Origin of the sequence: Streptomyces sp. NPDC006384, assembly GCF_042870695.1 — a bacterium.
Taxonomy (GTDB): domain Bacteria; phylum Actinomycetota; class Actinomycetes; order Streptomycetales; family Streptomycetaceae; genus Streptomyces.
On the sequence record NZ_JBIAHR010000008.1, the window covers coordinates 266,580 to 290,957 of the forward strand.

Sequence of the window (24,378 nt, forward strand, 5' to 3'; positions counted from 1 at the left end):
CGTGCCCCCGTTCCGCGCGGTCGGGGCGCGGGAACGGCGAACGCCGCGGCCACCCGTGACGTACCGGGTGACCGCGGCGTTCCGCGGGGTGGGTGGGAAGGTGGGGACGGGGCGTTCAGTGCGGCAGGTGCCGCTCCAGTGCGGTGCCGGCGGCCTCGAACACCTCGCGTGCCCGTGCCGGGCGCAGCGCCAGGGGCACACCGGAGAGCTCGGTGCCGTGCAGCAGGTGCACCGCCGCGTCGGTGATACCGCAGAACTCGGACACTCCGACGCGCAGTTGGACGTCCATCGCGGTGTCGAGGCCGTCCTTCGCGTAGTCGGTGCCGGTGCCGCCCGCGAGGCCCAGCCAGAGCATCCGCTTCCCGGCGAGCCGGGGCTTGCTGCGGCCGTAGGCGAACCCGTAGTTCCACACCCGGTCGATCCAGCCCTTGACGACGGCCGGCGGTGCGAACCACCACACCGGGAAGACGACGAGGATGTCGTCCGCGGCGGCGATCCGGTCCATGTGGTCGTGGACCTCGGGCGAGTACCTCTTCTCCCGGTCCTCCCAGTCCGGTTCGTCGGCGGGCGTCAGCCGGGGGTCGAAGTCCTCGGCGTACAGGTCGAGCAGGTCGACCGTGCCGCCCGCCTCCTTGAGGCGGATCTGCAGATGCTCGGCGGCCTGGGCGGTCAGCGAGTCGGGCCGCGGATGGGCCAGGACCAGCAGGGTGTGGCGCACGGGTGGCTCCCGTCTTCTCCGGTGGGCGGTGCGGATGGCGGGCGACGCGGGGCGGGCGACGCGGGCGGTGGGTGGCGTGGCCGGTGGGTGGCGTGGCCGGTGGGTGGCGTGGCCGGTGGGTGGCGTGGCCGGCGTACGGGGGTCAGAGGCCGAGGCCGCTGCCGCCGCTGGCGTCGATGTTCTGGCCGGTCACCCACCGGGCGTCGTCGGAGGCGAGGAAGGCGACGACGTCCGCGACGTCCTCGGGCTGCCCGACCCGGTCGAAGACGGAGAAGCCGGCGGCGTGGGCCTTGGCCGCCGGGTCGGCCATCCACGGGTGGATGTCGGTCTCGATGGTGCCGGGGGAGACGGCGTTGACGGTGATGCCGCGGGAGCCGAGGGTCTGCGCCAGGGTGAGGGTCAGGACCTCCACGGCCCCCTTGGAGGCGGCGTAGGACGTCATGTCGGGGAAGGCGACCTTGGTGACCCCGGAGGAGATGTTGACGATCCGGCCGCCGTCGCGCAGGCGCTCCAGGCCCTTCTGGATGATGAAGAAGGGCGCCTTCGTGTTGACCGCGAAGACCTTGTCGTAGTCGGCCTCGGTCACTTCGTGGATCCGGCCGGGGCCGGCGATGCCGGCGTTGTTGACGAGGATGTCGACGCCGTCCGCGTGGGCGTCGAACGCCTGCCACAGGGTCTCCGCGTCACCGGGGACGCCCAGCTCGGCGCGGAGGGTGAAGGCGTCTCCGCCGGCCGCCTCGACGGCGGCCGCGGTCTCCTTGGCGGCCACCTCGTTGCTCGCGTAGTGGATGCCGACCCTGGCGCCCTCCCGGGCCAGGCGCAGGGCGATGGCGCGGCCGATGCCGCGGCTGGCGCCGGTGACGAGGGCGGTCTTGCCGGTGAGCTTGCTCATGATGTGTTCCTTCGGTGGGTTCGTTGCCGTGCGGCCTTCGTGGGAACACTGTCCGCCGCGGGGTTTCGGGTCCGGCTCGGGCGGTGTTACGGAACGGTTCGGGCGACGGGATACGGTGACGCCATGCTTTTCGGGGTGCTGGGGGAGACGGCTGTCTGGACGGACGACGGACGGCCGGTGCGGGTACCGGAGTTGAAGGTGCGGGCCCTGCTCGCGTCGCTGCTCGTCGATCCGGGGCGGCCGGTGGCCACCCACCGGCTGATCGACGACCTGTGGGGCGACGAGCCGCCCGGGAACCCGGTCCGGGCCCTGCAGGCCAAGGTCTCCCAGCTGCGCCGCGTCCTGGAGGAGGCCGAGCCGGGCGGACGTCTCCTGGTGGTGTCCCGGGCTCCCGGCTACCAGCTGACCGTGGCCGAGGGTGCGCTCGACGCCGACCGGTTCGCCGCGCTGGCCGCCCGGGCCCGGACCGAACGGGACGCGCGGGCGCGGGCCGGCCTTCTCACCGACGCGCTCGCCCTGTGGCGCGGGCCGGCGTTCGCGGACTTCGCGGAGGAGGCCTTCACCCGGGCCGCGGTGAACCGGCTGGAGGAGGAGCGGATCACCGTCCTGGAGGACCGCGCCGAGGCCCGCCTCGAGAACGGGGAGCACGCCGGACTCGTCGGCGAGCTGACGGAGTTGGTGGAGCGGTACCCCCTGCGGGAGCGGCTGCGGGCGGTGCAGCTGCGGGCGTTGTACGGGGCCGGGCGGCAGAGCGAGGCCCTCGCCGGGTACGAGGAGCTGCGGGCCCGCCTCGCCGACGAGCTCGGCCTCGACCCCAGCCCCGAACTGGCCGCGCTGCAACAGGCGATGCTCCGGCAGGACCCCCTGCTGAGCGCCCCCCGGCCACAGCCCGGCCCCGCCCCTGACCGCACCCCCGAGCCAGGACCCGAACCCGAATCCGAACCCGGTCCTGCCCCCGCCCCCGTCCGTGTCCGGACGAACATCCCCGCCTCTCTCGGCGACCTGATCGGCCGGGAGGACGAGGTCACCGACGTACGCGAACTCCTCGGCACCCGGCGGCTGGTCACCCTCACCGGGCCGGGCGGCGTCGGCAAGACCCGGCTCGCGCTCGCCGTCTCCCGGCAGCTGGCGGGCGGTTTCCCGGACGGCGAGTGGCTGGTCGAACTCGCCGGCGTCCGCGGTGACCTGGCCGAGGTCGTCGCGGCCGCGATGGAGCTGCGGGACGACGGGAACTGGGGCGGCCGGCCCGACGGACAGTCACCGCCGGACGCGGCGGCCCGGCTCGCCGAGGTGCTGCGGGACAAGCGGATGCTGCTCGTCCTCGACAACTGCGAGCACGTGATCGACGAGGCGGCGGACCTGGTGGAGCTGCTGCTGCGGACGGCTCCCGGGCTGACGGTGCTGACCACCAGCCAGGAGCCGCTGGCGCTGGCCGGGGAGACCCTGTGGGCCGTGCCGCCGCTGTCCGCCCGGGGTGCGGCGGCCCTGTTCGCGGCACGGGCCGCGGCCACCGCCCCCGGCTTCGCGCTCGGTCCCTCCAACGCGGACGCCGTCGACGCCGTCTGCCGCCGGCTGGACGGCATTCCGCTGGCCCTCGAACTGGCCGCGACACGGGTGCGGGCCCTCGGTGTGCACCGGCTGCTGGAGCGGCTGGACGACCGGTTCCGGCTGCTCAGCGTCGGACGGCGGGGCGCGCCGGCCCGTCAGCAGACGCTGCGCGCGATGATCGACTGGAGCTGGGAGCTGCTGAGCGAGCCCGAGCGGACCGTGCTGCGGCGCCTGGCCGTGCACGCCGACGGGTGCACGCCGGAGGCCGCCGAGCAGGTGTGCGCGGGCGACGGGACCGACGCCGAGGAGGTGCTGAACCTGCTGGTGCGGCTGGTGGACCGGTCCCTCGTGGTCGCCGCCGAGGACGCCGAGGGGCTCCGGTACCGGCTGCTGGAGTCCGTCGCCGCGTACTGCGCCGAGCGGCTGCGGGAGGCGGGCGAGACGGACGCCGTACGCCGGCGGCACCGCGCGTACTACACGGAGCTCGCCGGACAGGCGGCGTCCGGGCTGCGCGGGCCCGCCCAGGGCGAGTGGCTGGCACGGCTGGACACCGAGAACGCGAACCTCCGCGCGGCCCTGGACGGCGCTCTCGAGGAGGGCGGGACGGACGACGCGCTGCGGCTCGTCGACGCGCTCTGCTGGTACTGGATCCTGCGCGGCCGGCTCGGCGAGGCACGGCGTTCGGTCACCGCGGCGTTCGACCTGCCCGGCGGGGGCCCGGCGCTGCGGGCGAGGGTGGGCGCCTGGCAGGCCGGCGTCCGGATCCTGTCCGGCGACGGGACCGACCGGGCGGCCCGGATCGCGTCGGCGCTCGACGCGTGCGAACGGGCCGGTGACCCGATGACGACGGCGTGGGCGCGGTGGTTCCTGGGGCACGCGCTGTGCGGCACCGGGAACATACCGGAGAGCGAGGCGCTCACCCTGGCGGCCCTGGACGGTTTCCGGGCGGCCGGCGAGCTGTGGGGAGAGGCGGCGGCCCTGGCCGACCGGTCCGTGCAGCGCCTGATACGGGGCGAACTGGCCGGCGCGGAGACGGACGCGCGGCGCAGCGCGGAGCTCTTCGACAAGGCCGGGGACGCGTGCGCGCGGTTGTGGTCGGTCTACCCGCTCGCGTCGGTGGCCGAGATCCACGGCGATTACGACAGGGCGGCCCGGCTGCTGCGGGACGGGCTGGAGACCGCCGAGGAGTTCGGCCTCTCCACCCAGGCGGCGGACCTGCTGTCCGGGCTCGGGAGGACGGCGCTGCTGGTCGGCGACTCCAGCGCGGCGCGCGAGTACCACGAGCGGTCCCGGCGTCTCGCCGCCGAACTCGGTTTCCGCGCGGGCGAGATCAACGCCGAGCTGGGTCTCGGCCTCGGCGCGCGCCGCGAGGGACTCCTCGACGAGGCCGAGACGCGGATGCGCACGGTCCTGCAGTGGCACCGTCAGGTCGGGCTGGACGGGGCGAACGCGCTGGTCCTGGCCGAGCTGGGCTTCGTCGCCGAGCTCCGTGGCGACCTGCGGGGTGCGCTGGCCCTCCACGAGGAGGGCTTCGAGACGGCCCGCGCCACCGGGGACCCCCGAGCGGTCGCTCTCGCCCTGGAGGGTCTCGCCGCCGCCCACGTCCTCGCGGACCGCCACGAGGCCGCGGCGCTCCTCCTCGGCGCGGCCGGCGCGGCCCGCGCCGCCACGGGCGCCCCCCTGCCGGCCGCGGAACGCCTGGACGTCGACCGGACCACCGCCGCGGCCACCGCCGCGCTGGGAGCCACGGGCTTCGCGGACGCCTTCGCCCGCGGGGAGTCGCTGACACCGGAAGCGGCCCACGCCCTGACGCGGCCGGCGGGGGAACGGCCCCCCGGACACGGTACGCAGTGATGAGGGCGGAGTGATGGAGAGCGACGACCCCGTGCCCCGGGAGGTGAAGGTCCTCGACACGGCCTCGCTGGCCGGGCTGGAGCAACGGGCCTTCGAGCTGGACCTCAACCAAGGGCTCGACCCGGCGTGGGTGCGGGAGAACGCGGCTCCGGAGGGGGCTCACTACCTGTGGCCGGCCGTGTGGCAGTGCGGCCCCCGGTATCCCGCCGTCCCACGCCAGTTGAGGTGTGAGCTGCTCATCGAGCTGCGTGCGCGGCAGTACGTGATGAGTCTGCTGGACGTCCTGCCCGACGACTTCGCCCCTCTGCCGAGAGTCACCTCGCGCGAAGAGGGCATGCGGGTCGCCCGGCTCCTGGACCACTCGCCGACGGTCGGGCAATGGACGCAGGGCAAAAGCGGATGAGGCCGGTCGTCCCGGGGTGACATTCTGGGGCCGTGAAGCCCTGGAACTCCGCCACGGTGCGTGGCCTGCGGGAACTGCTCAACGAGTGGGATCCGGTCGGTGTCGCCGACGACGTGGAGGACGAGTACGACTGCATGCTCGTCCCGCTGCTCGGGCGGCTCAGCCGTGGTGCCGGGCGGGCGGAGATCGGCGCGTACCTGCGGCACGAGCTGGCGGAGCACTTCGGTCTCGCCCCCGGCGGCCCGGAGCCCGACGCGGTGGCCGCCCGCGTGACCGCCTGGTGGGAGACCACCGGCCGCCACACCACCGGTCGGCACACCACCGGCCGGCACATCACCGGCCGGGGTGACGCCGCCCACGGCGCGTGACCGTTCCCTCCGGGCCGGCCGTCTCCCCCGGGACCGGTCGCCCGACTACGCGGTCAGGTGCCCCTGGTCGTTCCAGCTCTCGATGGCCGGTTCGCCGTAGGCCCAGCCGAGGACGGAGAGGGAGGTCGGGTTGAGGCGTATCCGGGCCGCGAAGTCCAGCGGCAGGCCCAGCCACCGGGCGCCGATCGACCGCAGGATGTGCCCGTGGGCGAAGAGCAGGACGTCGCGGTCCGCCTCCCGCGCCCAGGCGACGACCTCGTCGGCGCGCGCGGTGACCTCGGCCGGGCTCTCGCCCTCCGGGACCCCGTCGCGCCAGATCAGCCAGCCGGGCCGGACCGCCTGGATCTCGGCCGGCGTCATGCCCTCGTACGCCCCGTAGTGCCACTCCATCAGCGTGTCCCAGGTGCGGGCGCGCTCGCCGAAGCCGGCGAGTTCGCAGGTCTCGTGGGCACGGGACAGCGGACTGGTGCGCACCTCGACGCCGGGCAGGCCGTCCAGGGGCGCCCGGTGCAGACGCTCGCCGAGCAGCTTGGCGCCGCGCCGGCCCTCCTCCAGGAGCGGCACATCGGTCCTCCCGGTGTGCTTGCCGGACAGCGACCACTCGGTCTGTCCGTGCCGGGCCAGCAGGATGCGCGGTGCCATGGAGGGGCCTTTCCGGGAGATGTGCGGGAGGTGTGCCGAAGGTGTATCGGAGGGGTCCCCTCCATCATCGCGCACCCGGTGCGCGGGCAACCCGGGGGGACGTTCCGACGTCTGTCAGGGCCGGGGGCACTCCACGGGGAGGGCCCGCGAAGGCCGTAGAGTGGCACGCCCGGCGCCGTCGGGCACGCGTGAGGAAGAAGGGGGAGGGAGATCGGATTGCCGCACACCGAGACACCGGGCACCGAGGCGGTCCCGCGGACTCGGCTCCGCTGGTGGACCGAGCTCCCGCTGATCGTCCTCGTCTACGCCTGCTACTCGGCCGGCCGCCTCCTGGTGCGCGGTGACGTCTCGGACGCCGTCGGTCACGGCCTGGCGATCCTGCGCGTCGAGAAGGCGCTGTCCCTCAACGCGGAGCACCCGCTCAACCGTCTCTTCACCAGCGAACCGTGGATCGGCGTCCCGGCCGACTTCTGGTACGCGTCGCTGCACTACGCCGTCACCCCGGCGGTCCTGGTCTGGCTGTTCCGTTCGCGCACCGTGCGCTACCGGGCGGCCCGCACCTGGCTGATGACGTCCACGTTCATCGGACTGATCGGCTTCACCCTGCTGCCGACCTGCCCGCCCCGGCTGCTGGACGCGAGCCACGGCTTCGTCGACACGATGGCCCAGTACAGCTCGTACGGCTGGTGGGGCGCCGAGGCGAGCGCGCCGCGCGGTCTGGGCGGGATGACCAACCAGTACGCGGCCATGCCGAGCCTGCACGTGGGCTGGGCGCTGTGGTGCGGGGTGATCCTGTGGCGGTTCGGCGGCACGCGCGCGGCGCGGACGGCCGGTGTCGTCTATCCGCTGGTGACGACGATCGTGGTGATGGGCACCGCCAACCACTACTTCCTCGACGCGGTGGCGGGCGCCGCCGTGATGGGCGCGGGGTTCCTGCTGACGCCGGTCGTGCTGCGGGCCGCGGACCGGACACGGGCCCGGCTGACCGCCCGCCTCGCTCCCGTCTCCGCCTTCGCCTCCGCTTCTGCCTCCGCCTCCGACTCCGTCCCGCAGGGTTCCGGGGCCGCCAATTCCCCGATTGTCAGTGGCGGATGTCAGACTTCCGCGGGTGAGCGATTTCCACGGCAGCGCGAGCAGCGGTCCGCAGCGGGAGCCGGACCGGACGCCGTCCCCTCGGACGCGGGGGACGAGACTCCGGCACCGGCTCGCTGAGCTGCGCGGTCCCGGCGTCCAGGCCAAGGCGCTGGACGCGCGGGCCCTGGCCGCGCTCGCCGCGAACCCGGGGTGCAGGCGGCGCGCGATCCTCGACGGCGCCGGGGTGGACAAGGCGTCGCTGGCGAGCGCGCTGGGCGCGCCGTCGGTCTTCGGCCAGTCCCAGTTCGCGCTCACCCGGGGCAACGCCTTCGAGAAGCGGGTGAAGGCGGACGGCGGCGCCGAGCTGCTGCGGCTCGTGCACGAGCGGCTGGACCGGGGCGCCGAGCCGCCCGCCGGGGCGCTGGTGCCGGACCTGTCGGCGACCGGCCCCGAGGGCCGCACCGCCCGCACCGCGCTGGCCCTGCGGGAGGCCGCGCGGACCCCGGGCGCCTGGACGCTCCTGGACCACCCGATGCTGGCCCTGGACGTCGCGGGCTCCCCCGCCTTCCTGGAGCCGGACGCGGTCGTGGTGCACCCGGACGGCAGCTGGACGGTCGTCGAGATCAAGTCCTTCCCGATGCTGGACGGCGCCGCGGACCCGGCGAAGGTGGGTGCCGCCGCCCGGCAGGCCGCGGTGTACGTGCTGGCCCTGGAGCGGGTCGCGGCCCGGCTGGACCCGGCCCCGCGCGTACGCCACCGGGTGCTGCTCGTCTGCCCGAAGGACTTCTCCAACCTGCCCACCGCCTCCGCCGTGGACGTGCGCAAGCAGCGCGCGGTGACCGATCGTCAGCTGGCCCGGCTCACCCGTATCGAGGAGATCGCCGGCACGCTCCCCGAGGGCGTCTGCTTCTCCCCCGACCTGCCGGCCGACGAGCTGACGGCCGCGGTCGAGGCGGTCCCGGCGACGTACGCGCCGGAGTGCCTGTCCGCCTGCGAGCTGGCCTTCCACTGCCGCGCCCGGTCCCGTGAGGCCGGTGCGGTGACCGCGCTGGGCCGCCCGGTGCGGGCCGAACTGGGCGGGCTGTCCACGGTGGAGGAGGTGCTGGCGGCGGCGCGCGGCGAGGCCGGTGACCCGGACGACCCGGCGGTGGCGGCCCTGCGCCGCGCGGCCCGGCTGCGTGCGGAGGCCCTCGCGACGGCGGGCGCGGCAGCCGGCGCGACGGCCTCTGGTGAGTCTCTCGCCGCGGCCGGCTCCGAACCCCTCGCCACGGCCGGGACCGGCGGGGTGTCCGCGTGTCGCTGATCACCACGCTCGCCCGGCTCGAGGCGGTGCGCACCGGCCGGGCCCAGCCCGCCGCCACCGTCCGGCACCGGTATCTGTCCGACCGTCCGCTGGTCTTCGTGCCGCTGATCACCGCCGGTGAGGCGGGCGCCCCGCTCGGCGCGCTGGTCGGCACCGACCGGGACGCGCCGCGTCTGCTGGTCGTCCCCCAGCCCCGCGACCGCGACCTGCGCTTCGCGTTCCTGGCCGAGCTGGCCGGCATCGTGCTGCCGCACGTCGAGGAGTACGCGGACCGCGTCGAGACCGCCGAGCGCACCGAGACCGACCCGGGGACGGGCAGGCGCGTCAAGGTCGAGGTCGACCTGTGCGCGGACGCGGCGCAGCTGATCGTGCCGAGCCGCGCGGGCATCGACTTCGTAAGGCTGCTGGGCCGGTCCATGCGCTTCCGGCGCACGGCGGAGGAGGACCCCGAGGCGCCGTACCCGGCGCCGCCGCGGGTGCCGCTGCTCGGCCGGTGGCTGACCCACTACGGGGAGCGGGCCCGCGTGCCCGGCTCCTCCCTGCTCCTCGCCATGACCGACCTGCTGGGCCGGCACTGGGCGACCGGGCAGTCCTCCCTGGAGGACCAGCACCTGGGAGCGCTGCTCGCGTGGATCGCCCCGCCCGACGGCTTCCCCACCGGCGCCGAGGCCGCCCGTCACGCCGAACTCGCCCGCGACGCCGACGGTCAGCTGCGGTGCCCGCCCGCCGGCCCGGCGACCGACCCGGCCTTCGACAACAGGCTGCTCGCACCCGCCATCGAGCGCTACGACCGCGCCCGCACCGCGCTCGCCGCCGCCGAGGACGGCCTGGAGGCCGACGAGCGGCTGGGCGCGCTCACCGCCGCCGAGCAGGAGATCCGCGATCTGGTCGAGAGCCGTACGCGGCCCACCTGGGACGCGGTGTGGCGGGGCCTGGACCTGCTGCGGGAGCTGCCCGCCGGGGCGCACGTCGAGGACCGGTGGACGCGTGACCGCTGGTCCTTCACCTCGCACCGCGACCGTGTCCTCGCCGGTGAGCCCCCGCAGCCGCGCCGCGACGACGCGGTGACGGCTGCGAACAAGCTCGCCACGCGCGAGCGCGAGCAGGCCCGGCTGGAGGCGCAGGAGGCGCTGGACGACCCGCTGGTGATGGCCGGGCGGCGGTTGTCCGGGGAGGCCTTCGCGGGCGAGGTCGTGGACGTGGTCATGACGTACAGCGAGAGCAAGCGGCCCAGCCCGCGCCCGCTGGTCACCGTCCGCACGGACGACCGGCCGCACCTGGACGAGCGGGTGAAGGTGTACCGGTCGCTGGGCGGCAGGCCGCAGACGGCGGAGTACGTCGGGCAGGACGACGAGGGCGGACTGGTCCTGCGGATCACGGACAGGATGGGCCGCGGCAAGGAGCCCGAGGCCGGGTCGGTGCCCGAGAAGGGCGACCGGCTCTGCTTCACCCTCTTCGAGCACGAGCAGCGGGGCGGTGCGAAGCTGCCCGCCCCGGAGCAGACCCCGTGGACGCACGGCGGGCCGCCCGGTGAGGCGGCCGCCGTGCCGGAGCCCGCCGACGCCTGGACACCGGAGGACGTCCTGTGACCGCCGAGGCCGCCACCGCCCCCCTGGACGGGGCCTTCGACCCGGGTGCCGAGGCCGCCCGCGCCACCGCGGCGATCCTCGACGACACCCTGCACGGCACCGAGCGCGGTGTCGTCGTGGACTCCCCGCCGGGCGCCGGGAAGTCCACGCTCGTGGTGCGGGCGGCGCTGGAGCTGGCCGGGGCCGGCCGCCCCCTGATGGTGGTCGCGCAGACCAACGCCCAGGTGGACGACCTGGTCCTCCGCCTCGCCGAGAAGGCCCCCGACCTCCCGGTGGGCCGCCTGCACAGCAGCGATGCCGACCCCTACGACAAGGCGCTCGACGGCCTGGCGAACGTCCGCAAGTCCGCGAAGGCCGCGGACCTCGCCGGGCAGGCCGTGGTCCTGTCGACGGCCGCGAAGTGGGCGCACGTCACGGTGGACGAGCCGTGGCGGCACGCGATCGTCGACGAGGCGTACCAGATGCGCTCCGACGCGCTGCTGGCGGTCGCCGGCCTCTTCGAACGGGCGCTGTTCGTCGGCGACCCGGGCCAGCTGGACCCGTTCTCGACGGTGGGCGGCGAGCAGTGGGCGGGCCTGTCGTACGACCCGTCGGCCTCCGCGGTGACGACGCTCCTCGCCCACAACCCGGGCCTGCCGCAGCACCGGCTGCCGGTGTCCTGGCGGCTCCCGGCGTCGGCCGCGCCGCTGGTGTCGGCGGCCTTCTACCCGTACACGCCGTTCCGCAGCGGCACCGGCCACGGCGACCGGTCCCTGGCCTTCGCGGTGCCGTCGGACGGCTCCGGCCCCGACCGGGTCATCGACGAGGCCGCCGTCTCCGGCTGGGGCCTGCTGGAGCTGCCCGCCCGGCACACCCCGCGCACCGACCCGGAGGCGGTCCGGGCGGTGGCCGCGGTCGTGCGCCGGCTGCTGGACCGCGGGGGCGCGGCGACCTCCGAGCGCTCCCCCGACCCCGTCCCGCTGACCGCCGCCCGCATCGCCGTGGGCACCGCGCACCGGGACCAGGCCGCGGCGGTCCGGGCGGCCCTGGCCGAGCTGGGCGTGCGGGACGTCACGGTCGACACGGCCAACCGGCTCCAGGGCCGGGAGTATGACGTGACGGTGGTCCTGCACCCGCTCTCCGGCCGCCCCGACGCCACCGCCTTCCATCTGGAGACGGGCCGCCTGTGCGTGCTGGCCTCCCGGCACCGGCACGCGTGCATCGTGGTGTGCCGCGAGGGGGTCGACTCCCTGCTGGACGAGTACCCGTCCACGGAACCGGTCCAGCTCGGAACGCTGGTGAAGTTCCCGGACGGCTGGGAGGCCAACCACGCGGTCCTCGCCCACCTCGCCGAACACCGGGTCGCCTGGCGGCCCTGAGTCCGGTGGCGCGCCGTACACGTGTCCGGCGTGCGTCCGTGCCCCTCGTGCGGCCGAGGCCCACTTGCGCGGGCGCGGGACAATGGACGATGGCCCGCTCCACCGGGGGTGCCCCGCCGCGGGACGGGTCGTTCGTGACGTACGAGAAGGAGAAGTCATGGCGGAGCCCACGCCGGGCCGGAACCAACCGCGGCTGCGCCCCGCGCCCCTGCTCTTCGAACCCGCGGAGGCGACCTCCGATCCGGAGCACTTCTTCGACCTCGAGTCGCTCGACGACCCCCGGGCGTTGCTGGAGCGCGCGACGGAGCTGACGCAGGCGTTCCGGGCGGCGGCGGACCGGGCGATGGAGTTCCAGGCGATGGCCGCGGCGCAGCTGGCGGACCCGCGGAAGTTCGACCGGCTGACGCTCGCGGACGTCGCCGAGCGGGCCGGGTGGACCGAGGACTACGCCAAGAAGATGGTGGAGTTCGGGCGCGGCCTGCTGCGCGGCGGCGAGGGCGGCGGCCCGGGGCACATCGACCCGGTGTGACCGCACGGCGAGCGGCAACGGGTGGCCGACGACCGGCACCCCTTCGCCCAGCTGTTCGAATACCCCGATCGCATATGCCAGGTGGGCAGAATACCCGCCGCCCCGCCGCCCTGTCCCGGTTTCCGGCAACTCGGCGCGACGACCTCCTCACGCCCGGTAGATGTGGACGGCATGAGCAGCACACGGAATGCCTCGGACGTCACCGCGGACGGCGCCGCCTGGCTGGCCTCGGCGGGCACCTACCCGCGCAGCACGCTCGCCCTGTGGGAGGAACGGCCCGACGCCCCTCTCGTCCTGCCCTGCGGTTCGGCCTTCGACGTGGTCAGCGTCCCCACGGTCTTCGGACGCCGGATGCTGGACCGCCTGTGGGACGAGGGCCCGGGTTCGGGGCCGGTGGCCGAGTTCCGCGGCCGCATACTGCTCTTCGCCGCGCCGGGCACCGCCCACCGGCTGCCCTCCCTGCTGGAGTGGGAGGAGTGGAGCGCGCGCGGCCGGCAGGAGGGCCGCGCCGTCGCCGTGCCGCCGCTGCTGTGCCACGGCACCGGGGACGCGGTGACCGTCCCGGCCCTCGCCGGCGCCCCGGCCCGTTCCGGTTCCCGCTGGCTGGTGGCGCCGGACACCCGCCACCCGTGGCTGCCCGGCCCGGAGGTCCTGCTCTGGGCGGCCGTGCGGGCGGCCCGGGCCGCGGTGCGGATCTCGATTTCTCCTCCCGCCGACCAGGATGCTAAGGTCTACGACGTCAGCAGGCGCCGCTAGCTCAGTTGGTTAGAGCAGCTGACTCTTAATCAGCGGGTCCGGGGTTCGAGTCCCTGGCGGCGCACAGACACCGGAAGGCCCCTCGTGAGAGCGAGGGGCCTTCCGCGTATCCGGCCCCGTACCCAGCCGTATCCGGCCCCGTACCCGGCCACGGCCGTCCGGTCCGGCCGTCCGGTCCGGGCCGTCTACCCCGGGGTGATCTTCACCGTCCACGCCCCCGACGCCGTCCGCCCCTCCACCTGCACCCGTACGCCCTCCCCCGGCACCGTGAAGGTCTCACCGAGGGCGACCGGCGCGTCCGCGAGCGGCGGGTGGACGGACTCCTCCCAGCAGGCCTCCGTGCGCGGGTGGGCGTCGATCACCTGGATCGGCCCGCCCCCCGACCGCACCCCGCCGCGCACCCGGTACACCAGCACCCCCGCCCGGCAGGCGGCGGCGTCGTTGCCCGCCGGCACCCGCGCCTCGAAGGCGAGCGCGCTGTCGGGGCCGGTGCGGACCACGGCCAGCTTGGTGCCCCGCCCGAGCCCGAACGCGGGCGCCCCCGCGGCCCCCGCGACGGCCACCTCCGGGCCGGCGCCCAGCGGTTCCAGCGTCAGCCGGACCGGCTCGCCGCCGCGCACGCACGCCACCTGCCGGGGCCGCAGCCACCCCAGCTTCCACTTGTGCCAGCCGAACAGGTCCGGGGCCAGGGCGAACTGGCTGCCCATCAGGTCCCAGTCGCCGACGTACGTGTCCCAGTCGCCCTTGCCGTCGGCGGGCCGGTGGTACAGGTCCGGCAGGTCGAAGACGTGCCCGGTCTCGTGGGCGAGGACCAGCCGGTCCGGCGGATGGTTCTCGAACACCGTGACGAGGCGCCGGATGCCGGCGCCGTCGGCCCGCAGCGGGGTGTCCAGGTTGACGACCTTGGTGGCGTCGGAGTCGACGCCGGGGGCGTCCGGGTCGGCGACGAGGTAGACGACGTCGTAGCGGGAGAAGTCCACGTGCGGGTCGGCGGCGGCGAGCGCGTCGCGCAGGTAGGCGGCCCGGGGCCCGGGGCTCCAGTCGCGCCGCACGGCGTACGCCGTCGACGGCCTCGGCATGGGGATCCACTCCCGCAGGGTGTGCGGGCGGAGCGTGAAGGCGCCGTAGGAGGCGCGCCGGAAGAAGCGGGTGGTGGCCGGGAAGTGGTCGGCGGCCAGCTCGGCCGGGGCGGTCAGCGGCTGCGAGTCCGGGAAGGACAGGAAGACCATGACCGCGTCCAGCGCGCGGACCGGGCGCGGATAGGCGGTGTTCCAGGTGTCCAGGCCCTCGGAGTGGTGGGCGGCGGTGCGCGGCAGCGCGCAGGGGTCCGGGGAGAAGGGTTCGGCGACCGAGGGGGCGGTGATCAGGGAGGTCGCGGCGAGCGCCGACAGCGTGGTGCACACCGCCGCCGTGCTGCGCAGCCGGGAGCGGACCGTCCCCGTCGTCCCGCGGGCCGCGCCGGTGCCCTCGTGAGCCCCTCGGGGACGTCGCCTCAGGGGGAGCTGGCGCGGCACAGGGACCTCCGGGTGCGGTTCGCGGGACACCGCACCCAGCTTGTGTGTGTTTGTCGTACTGCGCCCTGTTCGCCTGCACCGGACGGGTGAGCCGCGCGGAACCGCTCCGGAACCCGTCGCCCCCGGGTCACTCACGGAACGTCACGACTGGTCGGAGGGGGAAAAGAGCCGCCCAGACACGGGCAGAAACGATCAACCGGAGGGCTCACTCGGTCCAGAAGGCGGTACGGCGGCTGGAAGGGCCCGGAGCCAGCCTCTATGATCGGCACACTTTCCTGCACGGACACAGACGGACCGAGATCGAGGCACTGCGGGAGCGAGCGGTGAACGGAACCTCCGAAGGGCCGGCGCCGGCAGACCTCGACCGGTCGGCCGTGACGGACAGTGACATCGACCTGGCCGCGCGTACCGGCCCCACCGCCTACCGCTCGGCGTTCGCGGCCGCCCCGCTCGCCATGGCCGTCGTCGATCCCGACGGCCTCGTCGTCAGCGCCAACGACACGCTGGGCACCCTGCTCGGCACCGACCCCGCCGCCCTGACCGGCCGCCCGGCCGCCGACCTGGTCAGCCTCGCCTCCGACGCGGGCATCTGGCACGCCTACCGCGAGGTGCTGGGCGGCCGGCAGCCCCGCCTGCGCTGCACCCGCCGCCTGAAGCGCACCGACGGCCGCTCCCTGTGGGTGCAGGTCACCGTGGCGCCGCTGGCCGGGGAGACACCGGGCCTGCTGCTCTCCGTCTCCGACGTCAGCGCCAGCCGCGAGCTCCAGGACCGGCTGCGCCACCTCCAGATGCACGACCCGGTGACCCGGCTGCCCAACCGCGCCCTGTTCTTCGAGCGCCTGACGGCCGCGCTGGACACGGACTCCTGCGAGCACGGCGGCACCGGCCGGATCGGGCTGTGCTACCTGGACCTGGACGGCTTCAAGGCCATCAACGACACCCTCGGCCACCGCGTCGGCGACCGGCTGCTGGCCGCCGTCGCCGAACGCCTGACGCGCTGCGCCGAGGAGTCAGCGGGCGCCCGGGGCGGGGTGCCGCTGGTGGCCCGGCTCGGCGGCGACGAGTTCGCGCTGCTCGTGGAGGACTCCACCGGCACCGACCAGCTCGCCGACCTCGCCGAGTCCGTCCTGGACGCCCTCCAGCAGCCCTTCGAGCTGTCCGGCCGCCGCCTGTCGGTCACCGCGTCGGCCGGCGTCGTCGAGCGGCACACCGCCGGGACGACGCCCACCGCCCTGATGCAGGCGGCCGACACGACGCTGTACTGGGCCAAGGCCGACGGCCGCGCCCGCTGGACGCTCTTCGACCCGGAGCGCAACGCCAGCCGCATGACCCGCCAGGCCCTCGCCGCCACCCTGCGCCCCGCCATCGACCGGGGCGAGTTCGCGCTCGAGTACCAGCCGCTGGTGGGCATGGACGACGGCCGGGTGCGGGGCGTCGAGGCGCTCATCCGCTGGAATCATCCTCAGTTCGGCGTACTGGCGCCGAATCGGTTCATCGCACTGGCGGAGGAGGACGGCTCGATCGTCCCCCTCGGCCGCTGGACCCTGCGCACCGCCTGCCGGCAGGCCCGCCGCTGGCAGCTCGACCACCCCGCCGGGCCGCCCCTCTTCGTCAGCGTCAACGTCGCCGTCCGCCAGGTGTGGGACTCCGACCTGGTGGCGGACGTGGCGGCGACCCTGAAGGAGACGGGCCTGGCCCCGCACCTGCTCCAGCTGGAGCTGACGGAGTCCGCGGTGATGGGCTCGGCGGGCCGCCCGCTGGAGGTCCTCAAGGCCCTCAGCGACATGGGCGTCCGCATCGCCATCGACGACTTCGGCACCGGCTACTCGAACCTGGCCTACCTCAGCCGGCTGCCGGTCTCCGTCCTGAAGCTGGACGGCGCCTTCGTGCGCGGCTTCCAGTACGGCGGGGTCTCCGCCGGCGCCCCGGACGCGTCCGGTACCGCCGACGCCGCCGACGCGTCCGCGAGCCCGGCCGACGAGGTCATCGTCGAGGCGATGGTCCAGCTCGCCCACCGCCTCGGCCTCACCGTCACCGCCGAGTGCGTGGAGACCTCCGACCAGGCGACCCGGCTGCGCCGCATCGGCTGCGACACCGGCCAGGGCTGGCTGTACTCCCGGCCGGTGGCGCCGGACCGCATCTCCGCGCTGCTGGACGCCTCGGGGACGCCCGGGATTCAGGCCGGCGCCGGCAAGCCGTAGGCGTCGGCGATCAGCTCGTAGGAGCGCAGCCGCACGTCACCGCCGTGGGCGTTGGCGGTGAGCATCAGCTCGTCGGCGCCGGTGCGCTTGTGCAGGTCGTCGAGGCCCGCGCGGACCTCGTCGGCGGTGCCGTGGACGACGTTGGCGTTCCAGGACCGCACGAACTCCCGCTCCATCGGGCTGAAGTCGTACGCCTCCGCCTCCTCGGGCGTCGGCACCAGCCCGGGGCGCCCGCTGCGCAGCCGGACCATGTTCAGCGCAGCGGCCAGCACCTGCCGGCGTGCCTCCTTCTCGTCGTCGGCGGCGAGCGCGGCGACGCCGATCAGGGCGTACGGCTCGTCCAGCACGGCCGACGGGCGGAAGGACTCGCGGTACAGGTCCAGCGCCGGGATCGTGTTCTGCGCGGAGAAGTGGTGCGCGAAGGCGAAGGGCAGCCCCAGGGTGCCGGCCAGCCGCGCGCTGAAACCGGACGAGCCCAGCAGCCACACCGGCGGCCGGTGCGGGGACTGCACGCCCCCGGGGGACGTGGCCTGCACGGGGCCCGGCACGGCGTGGATCCGGCGGTAGGGGTGCCCGTCGGGGAAGTCGTCGTCCAGGAACCGGATCAGCTCGGCGAGCTGCTGGGGGAAGTCGTCGGCGCCCTCGTGCAGCCGGTCGGTGCGGCGCAGCGCGGCGGCGGTCGCCCCGTCGGTGCCGGGCGCCCGCCCGAGCCCCAGGTCGACGCGCCCCGGCGCCATCGCCTCCAGCGTGCCGAACTGCTCCGCGATCACCAGCGGCGCGTGGTTCGGCAGCATCACGCCGCCCGAACCGAGCCGGATGCGCCCGGTGTGCGCGGCGAGGTGCGCGAGGATCACGGCGGGCGAGGAGGAGGCCACGCCCGGCATCGAGTGGTGCTCGGCCACCCAGTACCGGTGGTACCCGCGGGCCTCGGCGAGCCGCGCGATGTCCACGCTGGTCCGCAGCGCGTCCGTGGCGGTACGGCCGGCCCCGACGGTCACCAGGTCCAGCACGGAGAGGGGTACGGGAGCGGTGCCGTGGGCGGTGCCCCGGATCTCCTCTGCGGCGTCTGCGGCCATGGCGGGGTGCCTCCTGTGTGTCGTACCGGTTCGCTGCGGGTCGCTGCGCTGGCTAACAGGAGGGTGCCTCCGCTTATTCCCCGGTCATTCCCCGGCGGGGTCCTTGAGGCTGTCCAGGAACGCGGCGAAGGCGGGGGCGGGGAAGGCGAGGGTGGCGCGGGCGGGGTCCTTGGAGTCGCGTATGGCCACCCGGACGGGTCCCTCCGCGATCTCCACGCAGGAGTCGCCGTCTCCGGGACCCGAGTAGCTCGACTTCCGCCAGTTATCGAGGGTGTCCACGAGATGCCTCACAACTCTTTCGCCAGCTTGTGGATGAGCTCACGCGACCGTCCGGGTTCGAGCGACGCATCCTCCACCTTACGGAAGAGTGTTCGGAAAGAGGCGAGTTGCGCTTCGGAGTCCAGGAAGGCCGCGCCGTGCGGCGCATCGCGCACGACGGTGTCCAGCTTGGACACCGGGCCCTCCGCATACGTCATCGCACTGCCGGCCCCCGCGAAGCCCTCCAGCTCGAAGGGGATGATCCGCACGGTCACGTGTTCCGCTTCGGAGAATTCGGCAAGGTGCGCGAGTTGAGAGCGTGCAGCGGCACGGTCGCCGACCATGACGCGCAACGCCGCCTCGTGGATGACGGCCCAGTACGGGGTGGGAGCAGGGCGTTCCAGGATCACCTTGCGCTGCATGCGGTGCCGGACGCGCAACTCGATGTCCCCGCAAGGCAGTTCTGGAACCCGGTAGGAGTAGACCGCGCGGGCGTAGTCCTCCGTCTGCAACAGGCCGGGTACGTAGAGGAACTGGACCTCCCTCAGCGAGACCGCGTAGTGCTCCAGCTCCGCGAGGTCGAGGAAGGGTGTGGGCAGCACCCCTCGGTACTGCTCCCACCAGCCGCGCTCCCGACCGGTCGCCATGACGACCAGGGCATCGATCAGCGCTTCGTCCGAGCACATGTAGTGGGCCGCGAGACGGCGCAGCCTTTTCTCACTCACACCCGCGAGGCCCGCTTCGATCTGGCTGATCTGCGCCGAGCTCACCCCCAACAGAGCGGCAGCCTCACGGGCCGCGAGACCGGCCGCGTCACGCAGCCGGCGCAGCTCGACCGCCAGACGCATCTGTCGCGCCGTCGGCTCCCGCCTCAGTGCCATCCGCAGATCCTCCCAACGCGCCTGCGCGCGCTACTCGTTCGAGGGGCAGATTACGCGACCGGCTTGCCAGACTTAAAATTCTAGGTCTACCGTCGGTGACACGCCGCGCACTCTGCGACACTCCGGGGCACCGGAAGCGCACCGCTCCGTCGTGCCATGACGGACGCGGCACTGCCACCGCGCCCCACCCCCCACCCCTCCGCCGTCTCGACAGGAGCGAGCCGTGCCCGAAAGCGAACCGTGGGAGTACTCCCTCCACATCCCCAACGACCCCAGAGCCGTCACCGTCTGTCGCCGCACCCTCCGCCTGATCCTCACCGTGCACGGACTGATCCGCCTGGTCGACGTGGCGGAGCTGCTCGCGACGGAGCTGGTGGGCAACGCCGTCCGGCACACCAAGGGGCCGGCGGCCCTGCGGGTGCACTGGTCGGGGACGGGAGTCCTCCGCCTCGGTGCCTGGGACGCGGACCCGTCCCCGCCCGAGCCGCCGCAGCCGCTGGACCACGCCCTGGACCGGGAGGACGGGCGGGGCCTGGCACTGGTGCGGGCCTGCGCCGACACGTGGGGCTGGCAACCGCTCGGGCGAGAGGGCGGCCAGGGCAAGTACGTCTGGTGCGAGCTCGGCACGGCGCCGGCTGCCGTGCCCCTCACGGCGTGACCCACCGCCCCTTCTCAGGTCACCCCTCGGCGGGGCGGCCTCCCCCCGCACCCGTGCGGGCCCGCCGAACCGCTCGAACCACAAGCTCACCCCTTGATGAATTCGGTGATCCGGGGGGCGATTTTCCTCGGGGCCATGACGACGGCGCCGTGGTTGAGGCCGGGCAGGGTGCGGTGGTCTGCCTGCGGCAGGATCTCCGTGAGGGCGCGGGCGGCGCGCTGGAAGGCCGCCGGGCTCTTGCCGCCGGTCAGTACCCGGGTACGCGCGGTCACCCCCTTCCACTCCTCGGCGTCGAGCGGCCTGCCCTGCTGGGTGTCGCCCATGACCGCGATGTCGTAGGGCAGGGTGCGGGCCAGCCCGGTGAGGTTCGCCCATGTCTTCGGCATGAGCCTCATGAAGGACACGGCTATGCCGGGCATGCCCTGCACCTTGGTCATGAAGTACTTGACCGCGTCGCTGTGCCGGCCTTCCGCGAGCAGTGCGGTGATCTGCTGCGCGAGATCCCCGGGCGGCGCCTCGTCGCCTTCGGCGACGACGAACGGCGGCTCGTACAGGGCCAGGCGGTCGACGTTCAGTCCGGCAGCGGCCGCGCGCAGGGCGAGGACCGCTCCGGAGGACGAGCCGAACAGCGACGCCGAACCGCCGACGTGTTCGATCAAGGCGGCGATGTCCTCGACCTCGCGGCCGGGGGCGTATGCGTCGGCGTCACCGCTGGCCCCCCGTCCACGCCGGTCGTAGTTGATGACGGTGAAGTGCCGGGCGAGGAGGGCCGCGAGTTCGGCGGTGTCGGAGCGGTCGGCCAGCGCTGAGGCGACCAGGACGACGGCCGGCCCGCTTCCCGACTGCTCGAATGCGATCTCGGTGCCGTCGGCGGAGACGACGCGGGACTCGGCCATGGCCGACTGCTCTCGAGCTGTTGTCATCTTCCCTCTCCCGGTTCACGTAAGAGCCGTGCTGTTGTGGCGTGCGTTGCCGCCGGTGAGACTCCCGCGGGACAGAGAACTCATCGGTGCCCGCGGACTGAAGGCGCCCTCGGTCCACGGGGGTTGGCACCTCCTTACGGGGACCCGAACCAGTCGATCCCCTCGACGCCGCCCAACCGGTACACCGACGCCGTCGCGTCGCCCCCCAGCCGAAGCCGCCGTCCGTCGCCATGCCGGGCAGCCTGGCTTCCGGCACCGGCACCGGGGTGTCAGGCGAGCCAGTGGCCGTCGCGCATCAGGAGGCGGCCGGTCAGCTCGTTCTCCTCGCGCCAGGCCTGGACGCGGCGCGGGACGAGCCGGAACCAGCGGTACGCCGTGGCCGACGCGCGCGGGTCGAAACCGGTGCGCGCGGCGAACCTGTCGGCCCGCTCCGGCGGCAGCGCGTCGAGCTCCAGGACCTCGGCATCGGCGTCGATCACCGTGACGTCACGGGTGTGGCCGAGGGCGAGCCGGGCGGTCCGGGTGGCGGCCAGGTTCCTGCCGGTGGGGCTGTCCGCCGGTGTGGCCACCAGCAGCGCCTCGCCGTCCCGGTCGAAGGAGAGCGGTACGAGGTGCGGGGCGCCGTCCGCCGAGGCGCTGGCCACCCAGACGTCGACGTCGTGGGCGAGCCGGTGCTCGGTGTCCTCGCGGCGCCGGGCGCGGGAGCGAGGGGCGGCGGTGGCGGTGGCGGTGGCGGTGCTCATGGTCGCTCCTGTCGGTCGCGGGTCGCGGGTCGCGGCCGCCCGGTTCCGTCCGGGCGGGCCGTCGTGGTCCGAGCCTCTCCCGGGCCGGGTGCGGGGCGCTTCCGTGCCGGCCACGGAAACCGCCACGGACGGTGAACCGCCCCCGGATAATGGCCCGGTGACCAGTCCAGGGATATCGGCGCGGGAAGCGGAAGTGCTCGCGCTGCTCGGAGAGCACCTCAGCAACGCGGAGATCGCGGCCCGGCTGGTCCTCTCCGTACGCACCGTCGAGTCGCACGTCTCCTCGCTGCTGCGGAAGACGGGACTGCCGGACCGGCGAGCGCTCGCCCGGCACGCGGGCGAGACGGCGCGGGCGGAGCGGTCGCGGACGGCGCCGCCCCTGCCGGCGCCGTTGACGGCGTTCGTCGGCCGGGTGCGGGAGCGCGGGGAACTCGCCGAGGCGGTGAGGACGCACCGGCTGGTGACCGTCACCGGTCCGGGCGGGGTCGGCAAGACGCGGCTCGCGCTGGCGGTGGCGGCGGACGTGGCCGGTGACTTCGCGGACGGCGTGTGGTTCGTCGACCTCGTTCCCGTGACCGAGCCGGACCGGGTGGGGGCGGCGGTCGCGGTGGCCGTCGGCGTGGGCGAACAGCCCGGGCGTGGTGTCGACGACGCGGTGCGGGCGGCGCTGGCGGACCGCCGGGCGCTGCTGGTGCTGGACAACTGCGAGCAGGTCCGCGACGGTGTGGCGCCGTTCCTGGAACGGCTGTTGGCCGCGTGTCCAGGGCTGCGGGTGCTCGTGACGAGCCGGGTGCGGCTGACGGTGCCGTTCGAGCGGGTGCTGCCGGTGCCGCCGCTGTCCGTGGAGGGCGGTGAGGCGTCGGAGGCGGTGGCGCTGTTCACGGACCGGGCCGCCGCCGTCGGGCAGCCGCCCGGTCCGGCGGCGGGCGACGGGGTCGTGGCGATCTGCGAACGGCTCGGCGGCATGGCGCTGGCGATCGAGCTGGCCGCGGCACGCTGGTCCACGCTCGGGCTGGACGGTCTGACGGCCGGGCTCGCCGATCCGCTGCGGCTCCTCACCGGCGGGCCGCGCGCCGACGAACGGCACCGGTCGCTGCGGGCGGTGCTGGACTGGAGCCACGACCTGCTGGACCCGTGGGACCGGGCGCTGCTGCGCCGGGTGTCGGTGTTCGTCGCCCCGTTCACCGCCGAGGCGGCCACCGAGGTCGCCGGGTTCGCCGCGGAGGCGGCCGACGACAGCACCGCGGAGACGGCCGACGACAGCACCGCCGAGACAGCCACCGGCCGCACCGCCGAGGCGGCCCACGACGGCGCCGGAGCGCCCGCCCCCGGCACCGGAAGCGTCCCGCCCGACCTCGCCGCGGTCGTCGACGGGCTCGGCCGGCTCGCCGAGCACAGCCTCCTCACCGTGGTGCCGACGGCCACCGGCACCCGGTACCGGGCGCTGGAGCCCATCCGCCGGTACGGGACGGAACGGCTCGCCGACGCCGGTGAGCTGACCGGGGTGCGCCACCGGCACCTGCGCTGGTGCCTGGAGGCCGCGACCGTTCTCGGGGACGTGTCGGACAAGGACTGGCGGGCCCGGTTCGACGCGCTGGCGGACGACCTGCGGGCCGCCCTCGCCTGGGCCGCCGGCCGGCCCGAGCGGCGCGCGGACGCGTACCGGCTCGCCGTGTCGCTGGCCGGCCTCGCCTTCTCCCGCACCCTGCTCGGCGAGTCCCAGCGGCGCCACGAGCAGGCCGCCGCCCTCGCCGCCGACGACGGCGCGCGGGCCGAGGCGCTGCGGCAGGCCGCCGCGGTGGCCGGGTGCCGCCGGCTCGGCGACGACATGTACCGGCTGCACCGCGCCGCCGCCGAGGCCGCCCTCGGCGCCGGGGACCGTGCGGGCGCGTGCCGCGACCTGGCGGCGGCCGCCATCGTCGCGTACCGCTTCTCCACCCTGTTCACGCGGATTCCCCCCGTGGCGGAGGCGACGGCCCTTCTCGCCGGGGCGCGCGAGCACGCCGACGGCACCCCGGCCACCGAGGCGGCCGTCGCGCTGGCCGAGGCGGCGGTGCTCGGCGACGCGTACGGCGCGGTCCAGGGCGCCGCGGAGAACACCGTGGACGACACGGTCGTACGCGCCGAACGGGCCGTCGCGCTCGCCCGGCGCACGGGGGACCCGGTGGCGGAGTCCGCCGCCCTCGACGCGCTGTCCGGCGCCCGGAGCTGGACCGGTGACGCCTTCGCCGCCGCGGCGGCCGCCCGGCGCCGGGTGGACCTCCTCGTCTCCCTCCCGCCGGATCCCGCCCGTACGCACGAGGCGATGGACGCCCTCGCCATGGCCGCCGGCACCGCCGTCGGCGTGGGCGGGCTGCGGGACGCCCGGCGGTGGGGGCGGCAGCTCGCCGGGCATCCGCTGCTGGCCGGGGCGGGCCACCACGCCACGTCCTGGCTGCTGGTCGCGGACGCGTTCGCCGGGCACGGCCACGAGGTGCTCGGCCGCAGCGGGCGGTTCCTGGAGGCGTGGGAGCACAGCGGTCGCCGGCCGTCGCTGTCCCTGGGCGCCGCGGCCGCGTCGGTCGCCATGGTGCACGGCCTGCGCGGCGACCACGACGCCCGGACGGCCTGGCTCGCGGTCGTCGGCCGGGCGGACACGGCCCGGGAACAGCACCGCCTGGGGTACGGCGCCGTTCTCGACGCCATGGTCATGCTGCACCACGGGGACGCGGACGCGGCGCTGGACCGGCTCGCGCCGGAGGCCGAGGAGGTGTGGAAGTGGGTGTGCTGGATCTGGCTGCACTGGTACGTGGCGCTCCGGGCGGAGGCGGCGGTGCTCGCCGGACATCCGGACGCCCGGGACCGGGTCGCCGCCGCCCGGAGGACGGTCGCCGGCAACCCGGTCGCCACCGCCCTGGCGGACCGCGCCCGGGCGCTGCTCGACGGTGACCTGCCGGGGCAGCTCGCCGCGGCGGCGGCCCTCGACGCGGCCGGCTGCCCCTACCAGTCGGCGCGCACCCTGCTGCTCGCCGGCGGGGAGCACGCCGCCGCGGGCCGGGCCGCGCTCACCGGGCTGGGCCTCACGGCACCGCCCGCCCGGTGACCGCCCGC

Annotated in this window: 21 protein-coding genes and 1 tRNA gene; 13 read left to right on the forward strand and 9 right to left on the reverse strand. The window is 75.1% G+C overall.

From position 1 onward, the window contains the following. Nucleotides 1-115: 115 nt before the first annotated feature. On the reverse strand, nt 116-718 hold the full coding sequence (locus ACFYOJ_RS13550) for an NAD(P)H oxidoreductase (RefSeq protein WP_356557608.1): 603 nt from the start codon (nt 716-718) through the stop codon (nt 116-118). Between the two features lie 142 nt (nt 719-860). Continuing rightward, on the reverse strand, nt 861-1,610 hold the full coding sequence (locus ACFYOJ_RS13555; RefSeq protein ID WP_356557607.1) for an SDR family oxidoreductase: 750 nt from the start codon (nt 1,608-1,610) through the stop codon (nt 861-863). Between the two features lie 123 nt (nt 1,611-1,733). On the opposite strand from ACFYOJ_RS13555, the gene ACFYOJ_RS13560 reads away from it, so the two are divergent. Genes ACFYOJ_RS13560 through ACFYOJ_RS13570 form a run of 3 tightly spaced genes read left to right on the forward strand, consistent with a single transcriptional unit; the run spans nt 1,734 to nt 5,783 of the window. After that, nucleotides 1,734-5,012 (forward strand): BTAD domain-containing putative transcriptional regulator, encoded by a 3,279-nt coding sequence (locus ACFYOJ_RS13560; RefSeq protein WP_356557606.1) that lies wholly within the window; start codon nt 1,734-1,736, stop codon nt 5,010-5,012. A gap of 13 nt (nt 5,013-5,025) precedes the next feature. Next, a complete protein-coding gene (locus tag ACFYOJ_RS13565) occupies nt 5,026-5,415 on the forward strand; it encodes a hypothetical protein (protein WP_356557605.1) in 390 nt (129 codons plus the stop codon). Nucleotides 5,416-5,447: 32 nt separating this feature from the next. After that, nucleotides 5,448-5,783 (forward strand): hypothetical protein, encoded by a 336-nt coding sequence (locus ACFYOJ_RS13570; protein WP_356557604.1) that lies wholly within the window; start codon nt 5,448-5,450, stop codon nt 5,781-5,783. A gap of 45 nt (nt 5,784-5,828) precedes the next feature. Here the strand turns inward: ACFYOJ_RS13570 and ACFYOJ_RS13575 are convergent, their stop codons facing one another. Beyond that, nucleotides 5,829-6,425, reverse strand: a complete 597-nt coding sequence (locus tag ACFYOJ_RS13575; protein ID WP_356557603.1) for a histidine phosphatase family protein — start codon at nt 6,423-6,425, stop codon at nt 5,829-5,831. 216 nt (nt 6,426-6,641) lie between these two features. Here ACFYOJ_RS13575 and ACFYOJ_RS13580 point away from each other — a divergent pair, with 216 nt between their 5' ends. From ACFYOJ_RS13580 to ACFYOJ_RS13610, 7 genes are all read left to right on the forward strand, one after another. Further along, nucleotides 6,642-7,637 carry a phosphatase PAP2 family protein gene (locus ACFYOJ_RS13580; RefSeq protein WP_356557602.1) on the forward strand — a complete coding sequence of 332 codons (996 nt, stop codon included), beginning with the start codon at nt 6,642-6,644 and terminating at the stop codon, nt 7,635-7,637. Next, nucleotides 7,534-8,802, forward strand: coding sequence for a hypothetical protein (locus tag ACFYOJ_RS13585; RefSeq protein WP_388596833.1), 1,269 nt, complete (start codon nt 7,534-7,536; stop codon nt 8,800-8,802). The genes ACFYOJ_RS13580 and ACFYOJ_RS13585 overlap by 104 nt, the downstream gene beginning before the upstream one ends. Continuing rightward, nucleotides 8,793-10,391, forward strand: a complete 1,599-nt coding sequence (locus ACFYOJ_RS13590) for a hypothetical protein (RefSeq protein ID WP_356557601.1) — start codon at nt 8,793-8,795, stop codon at nt 10,389-10,391. The genes ACFYOJ_RS13585 and ACFYOJ_RS13590 overlap by 10 nt, the downstream gene beginning before the upstream one ends. A 23-nt stretch (nt 10,392-10,414) precedes the next feature. After that, nucleotides 10,415-11,749 (forward strand): AAA domain-containing protein, encoded by a 1,335-nt coding sequence (locus ACFYOJ_RS13595; protein ID WP_388596861.1) that lies wholly within the window; start codon nt 10,415-10,417, stop codon nt 11,747-11,749. A 157-nt stretch (nt 11,750-11,906) separates the two neighbouring features. After that, entirely contained in the window at nt 11,907-12,278 is a 372-nt protein-coding gene (locus ACFYOJ_RS13600) for a hypothetical protein (RefSeq protein WP_356557599.1), read from the forward strand. Nucleotides 12,279-12,449: 171 nt separating this feature from the next. Next, nucleotides 12,450-13,034 (forward strand): bifunctional DNA primase/polymerase, encoded by a 585-nt coding sequence (locus ACFYOJ_RS13605; RefSeq protein ID WP_356557598.1) that lies wholly within the window; start codon nt 12,450-12,452, stop codon nt 13,032-13,034. Then, nucleotides 13,025-13,098 (forward strand) — tRNA-Lys (locus tag ACFYOJ_RS13610). Before ACFYOJ_RS13605 ends, ACFYOJ_RS13610 begins: the two co-directional genes overlap by 10 nt. A gap of 121 nt (nt 13,099-13,219) precedes the next feature. Here ACFYOJ_RS13610 and ACFYOJ_RS13615 read toward each other — a convergent pair. Further along, nucleotides 13,220-14,578, reverse strand: a complete 1,359-nt coding sequence (locus ACFYOJ_RS13615; protein WP_356557597.1) for a M6 family metalloprotease domain-containing protein — start codon at nt 14,576-14,578, stop codon at nt 13,220-13,222. A 293-nt stretch (nt 14,579-14,871) separates the two neighbouring features. Between ACFYOJ_RS13615 and ACFYOJ_RS13620 the strand changes: the two genes are divergently transcribed. After that, on the forward strand, nt 14,872-16,749 hold the full coding sequence (locus ACFYOJ_RS13620) for an EAL domain-containing protein (RefSeq protein WP_356557596.1): 1,878 nt from the start codon (nt 14,872-14,874) through the stop codon (nt 16,747-16,749). Here ACFYOJ_RS13620 and ACFYOJ_RS13625 read toward each other — a convergent pair. The 3 genes from ACFYOJ_RS13625 to ACFYOJ_RS13635 form a co-directional block, all read right to left on the reverse strand. After that, a complete protein-coding gene (locus tag ACFYOJ_RS13625) occupies nt 16,725-17,825 on the reverse strand; it encodes an LLM class flavin-dependent oxidoreductase (protein ID WP_356557595.1) in 1,101 nt (366 codons plus the stop codon). The genes ACFYOJ_RS13620 and ACFYOJ_RS13625 overlap by 25 nt on opposite strands. A gap of 84 nt (nt 17,826-17,909) precedes the next feature. After that, nucleotides 17,910-18,104, reverse strand: a complete 195-nt coding sequence (locus ACFYOJ_RS13630) for a DUF397 domain-containing protein (RefSeq protein ID WP_356557594.1) — start codon at nt 18,102-18,104, stop codon at nt 17,910-17,912. 8 nt (nt 18,105-18,112) lie between these two features. Next, complete coding sequence (locus ACFYOJ_RS13635; RefSeq protein WP_356557593.1) at nt 18,113-18,964, reverse strand: DUF5753 domain-containing protein; 852 nt, start codon at nt 18,962-18,964, stop codon at nt 18,113-18,115. 223 nt (nt 18,965-19,187) lie between these two features. Between ACFYOJ_RS13635 and ACFYOJ_RS13640 the strand changes: the two genes are divergently transcribed. Then, nucleotides 19,188-19,622: an ATP-binding protein gene (locus tag ACFYOJ_RS13640; protein WP_356557592.1), complete on the forward strand. Its 435-nt coding sequence runs from the start codon at nt 19,188-19,190 to the stop codon at nt 19,620-19,622. Nucleotides 19,623-19,708: 86 nt separating this feature from the next. Here the strand turns inward: ACFYOJ_RS13640 and ACFYOJ_RS13645 are convergent, their stop codons facing one another. Both ACFYOJ_RS13645 and ACFYOJ_RS13650 read right to left on the reverse strand, forming a co-directional pair. Further along, nucleotides 19,709-20,545: an alpha/beta fold hydrolase gene (locus tag ACFYOJ_RS13645; protein ID WP_356557591.1), complete on the reverse strand. Its 837-nt coding sequence runs from the start codon at nt 20,543-20,545 to the stop codon at nt 19,709-19,711. 269 nt (nt 20,546-20,814) lie between these two features. Continuing rightward, nucleotides 20,815-21,288, reverse strand: coding sequence for a pyridoxamine 5'-phosphate oxidase family protein (locus tag ACFYOJ_RS13650; protein ID WP_356557590.1), 474 nt, complete (start codon nt 21,286-21,288; stop codon nt 20,815-20,817). A gap of 157 nt (nt 21,289-21,445) precedes the next feature. On the opposite strand from ACFYOJ_RS13650, the gene ACFYOJ_RS13655 reads away from it, so the two are divergent. After that, a complete protein-coding gene (locus tag ACFYOJ_RS13655) occupies nt 21,446-24,370 on the forward strand; it encodes a LuxR C-terminal-related transcriptional regulator (RefSeq protein ID WP_356557589.1) in 2,925 nt (974 codons plus the stop codon). Nucleotides 24,371-24,378 lie beyond the last annotated feature (8 nt).

Bases quoted from the DNA above. Each gene is read 5' to 3' on its own strand.
- ACFYOJ_RS13555 (WP_356557607.1), bottom strand. From the start codon at position 1,610: ATGAGCAAGCTCACCGGCAAGACCGCCCTCGTCACCGGCGCCAGCCGC.
- ACFYOJ_RS13560 (WP_356557606.1), top strand. From the start codon at position 1,734: ATGCTTTTCGGGGTGCTGGGGGAGACGGCTGTCTGGACGGACGACGGA.
- ACFYOJ_RS13565 (WP_356557605.1), top strand. From the start codon at position 5,026: ATGGAGAGCGACGACCCCGTGCCCCGGGAGGTGAAGGTCCTCGACACG.
- ACFYOJ_RS13575 (WP_356557603.1), bottom strand. From the start codon at position 6,425: ATGGCACCGCGCATCCTGCTGGCCCGGCACGGACAGACCGAGTGGTCG.
- ACFYOJ_RS13600 (WP_356557599.1), top strand. From the start codon at position 11,907: ATGGCGGAGCCCACGCCGGGCCGGAACCAACCGCGGCTGCGCCCCGCG.
- ACFYOJ_RS13605 (WP_356557598.1), top strand. From the start codon at position 12,450: ATGAGCAGCACACGGAATGCCTCGGACGTCACCGCGGACGGCGCCGCC.
- ACFYOJ_RS13625 (WP_356557595.1), bottom strand. From the start codon at position 17,825: ATGGCCGCAGACGCCGCAGAGGAGATCCGGGGCACCGCCCACGGCACC.
- ACFYOJ_RS13635 (WP_356557593.1), bottom strand. From the start codon at position 18,964: ATGGCACTGAGGCGGGAGCCGACGGCGCGACAGATGCGTCTGGCGGTC.
- ACFYOJ_RS13645 (WP_356557591.1), bottom strand. From the start codon at position 20,545: ATGACAACAGCTCGAGAGCAGTCGGCCATGGCCGAGTCCCGCGTCGTC.
- ACFYOJ_RS13650 (WP_356557590.1), bottom strand. From the start codon at position 21,288: ATGAGCACCGCCACCGCCACCGCCACCGCCGCCCCTCGCTCCCGCGCC.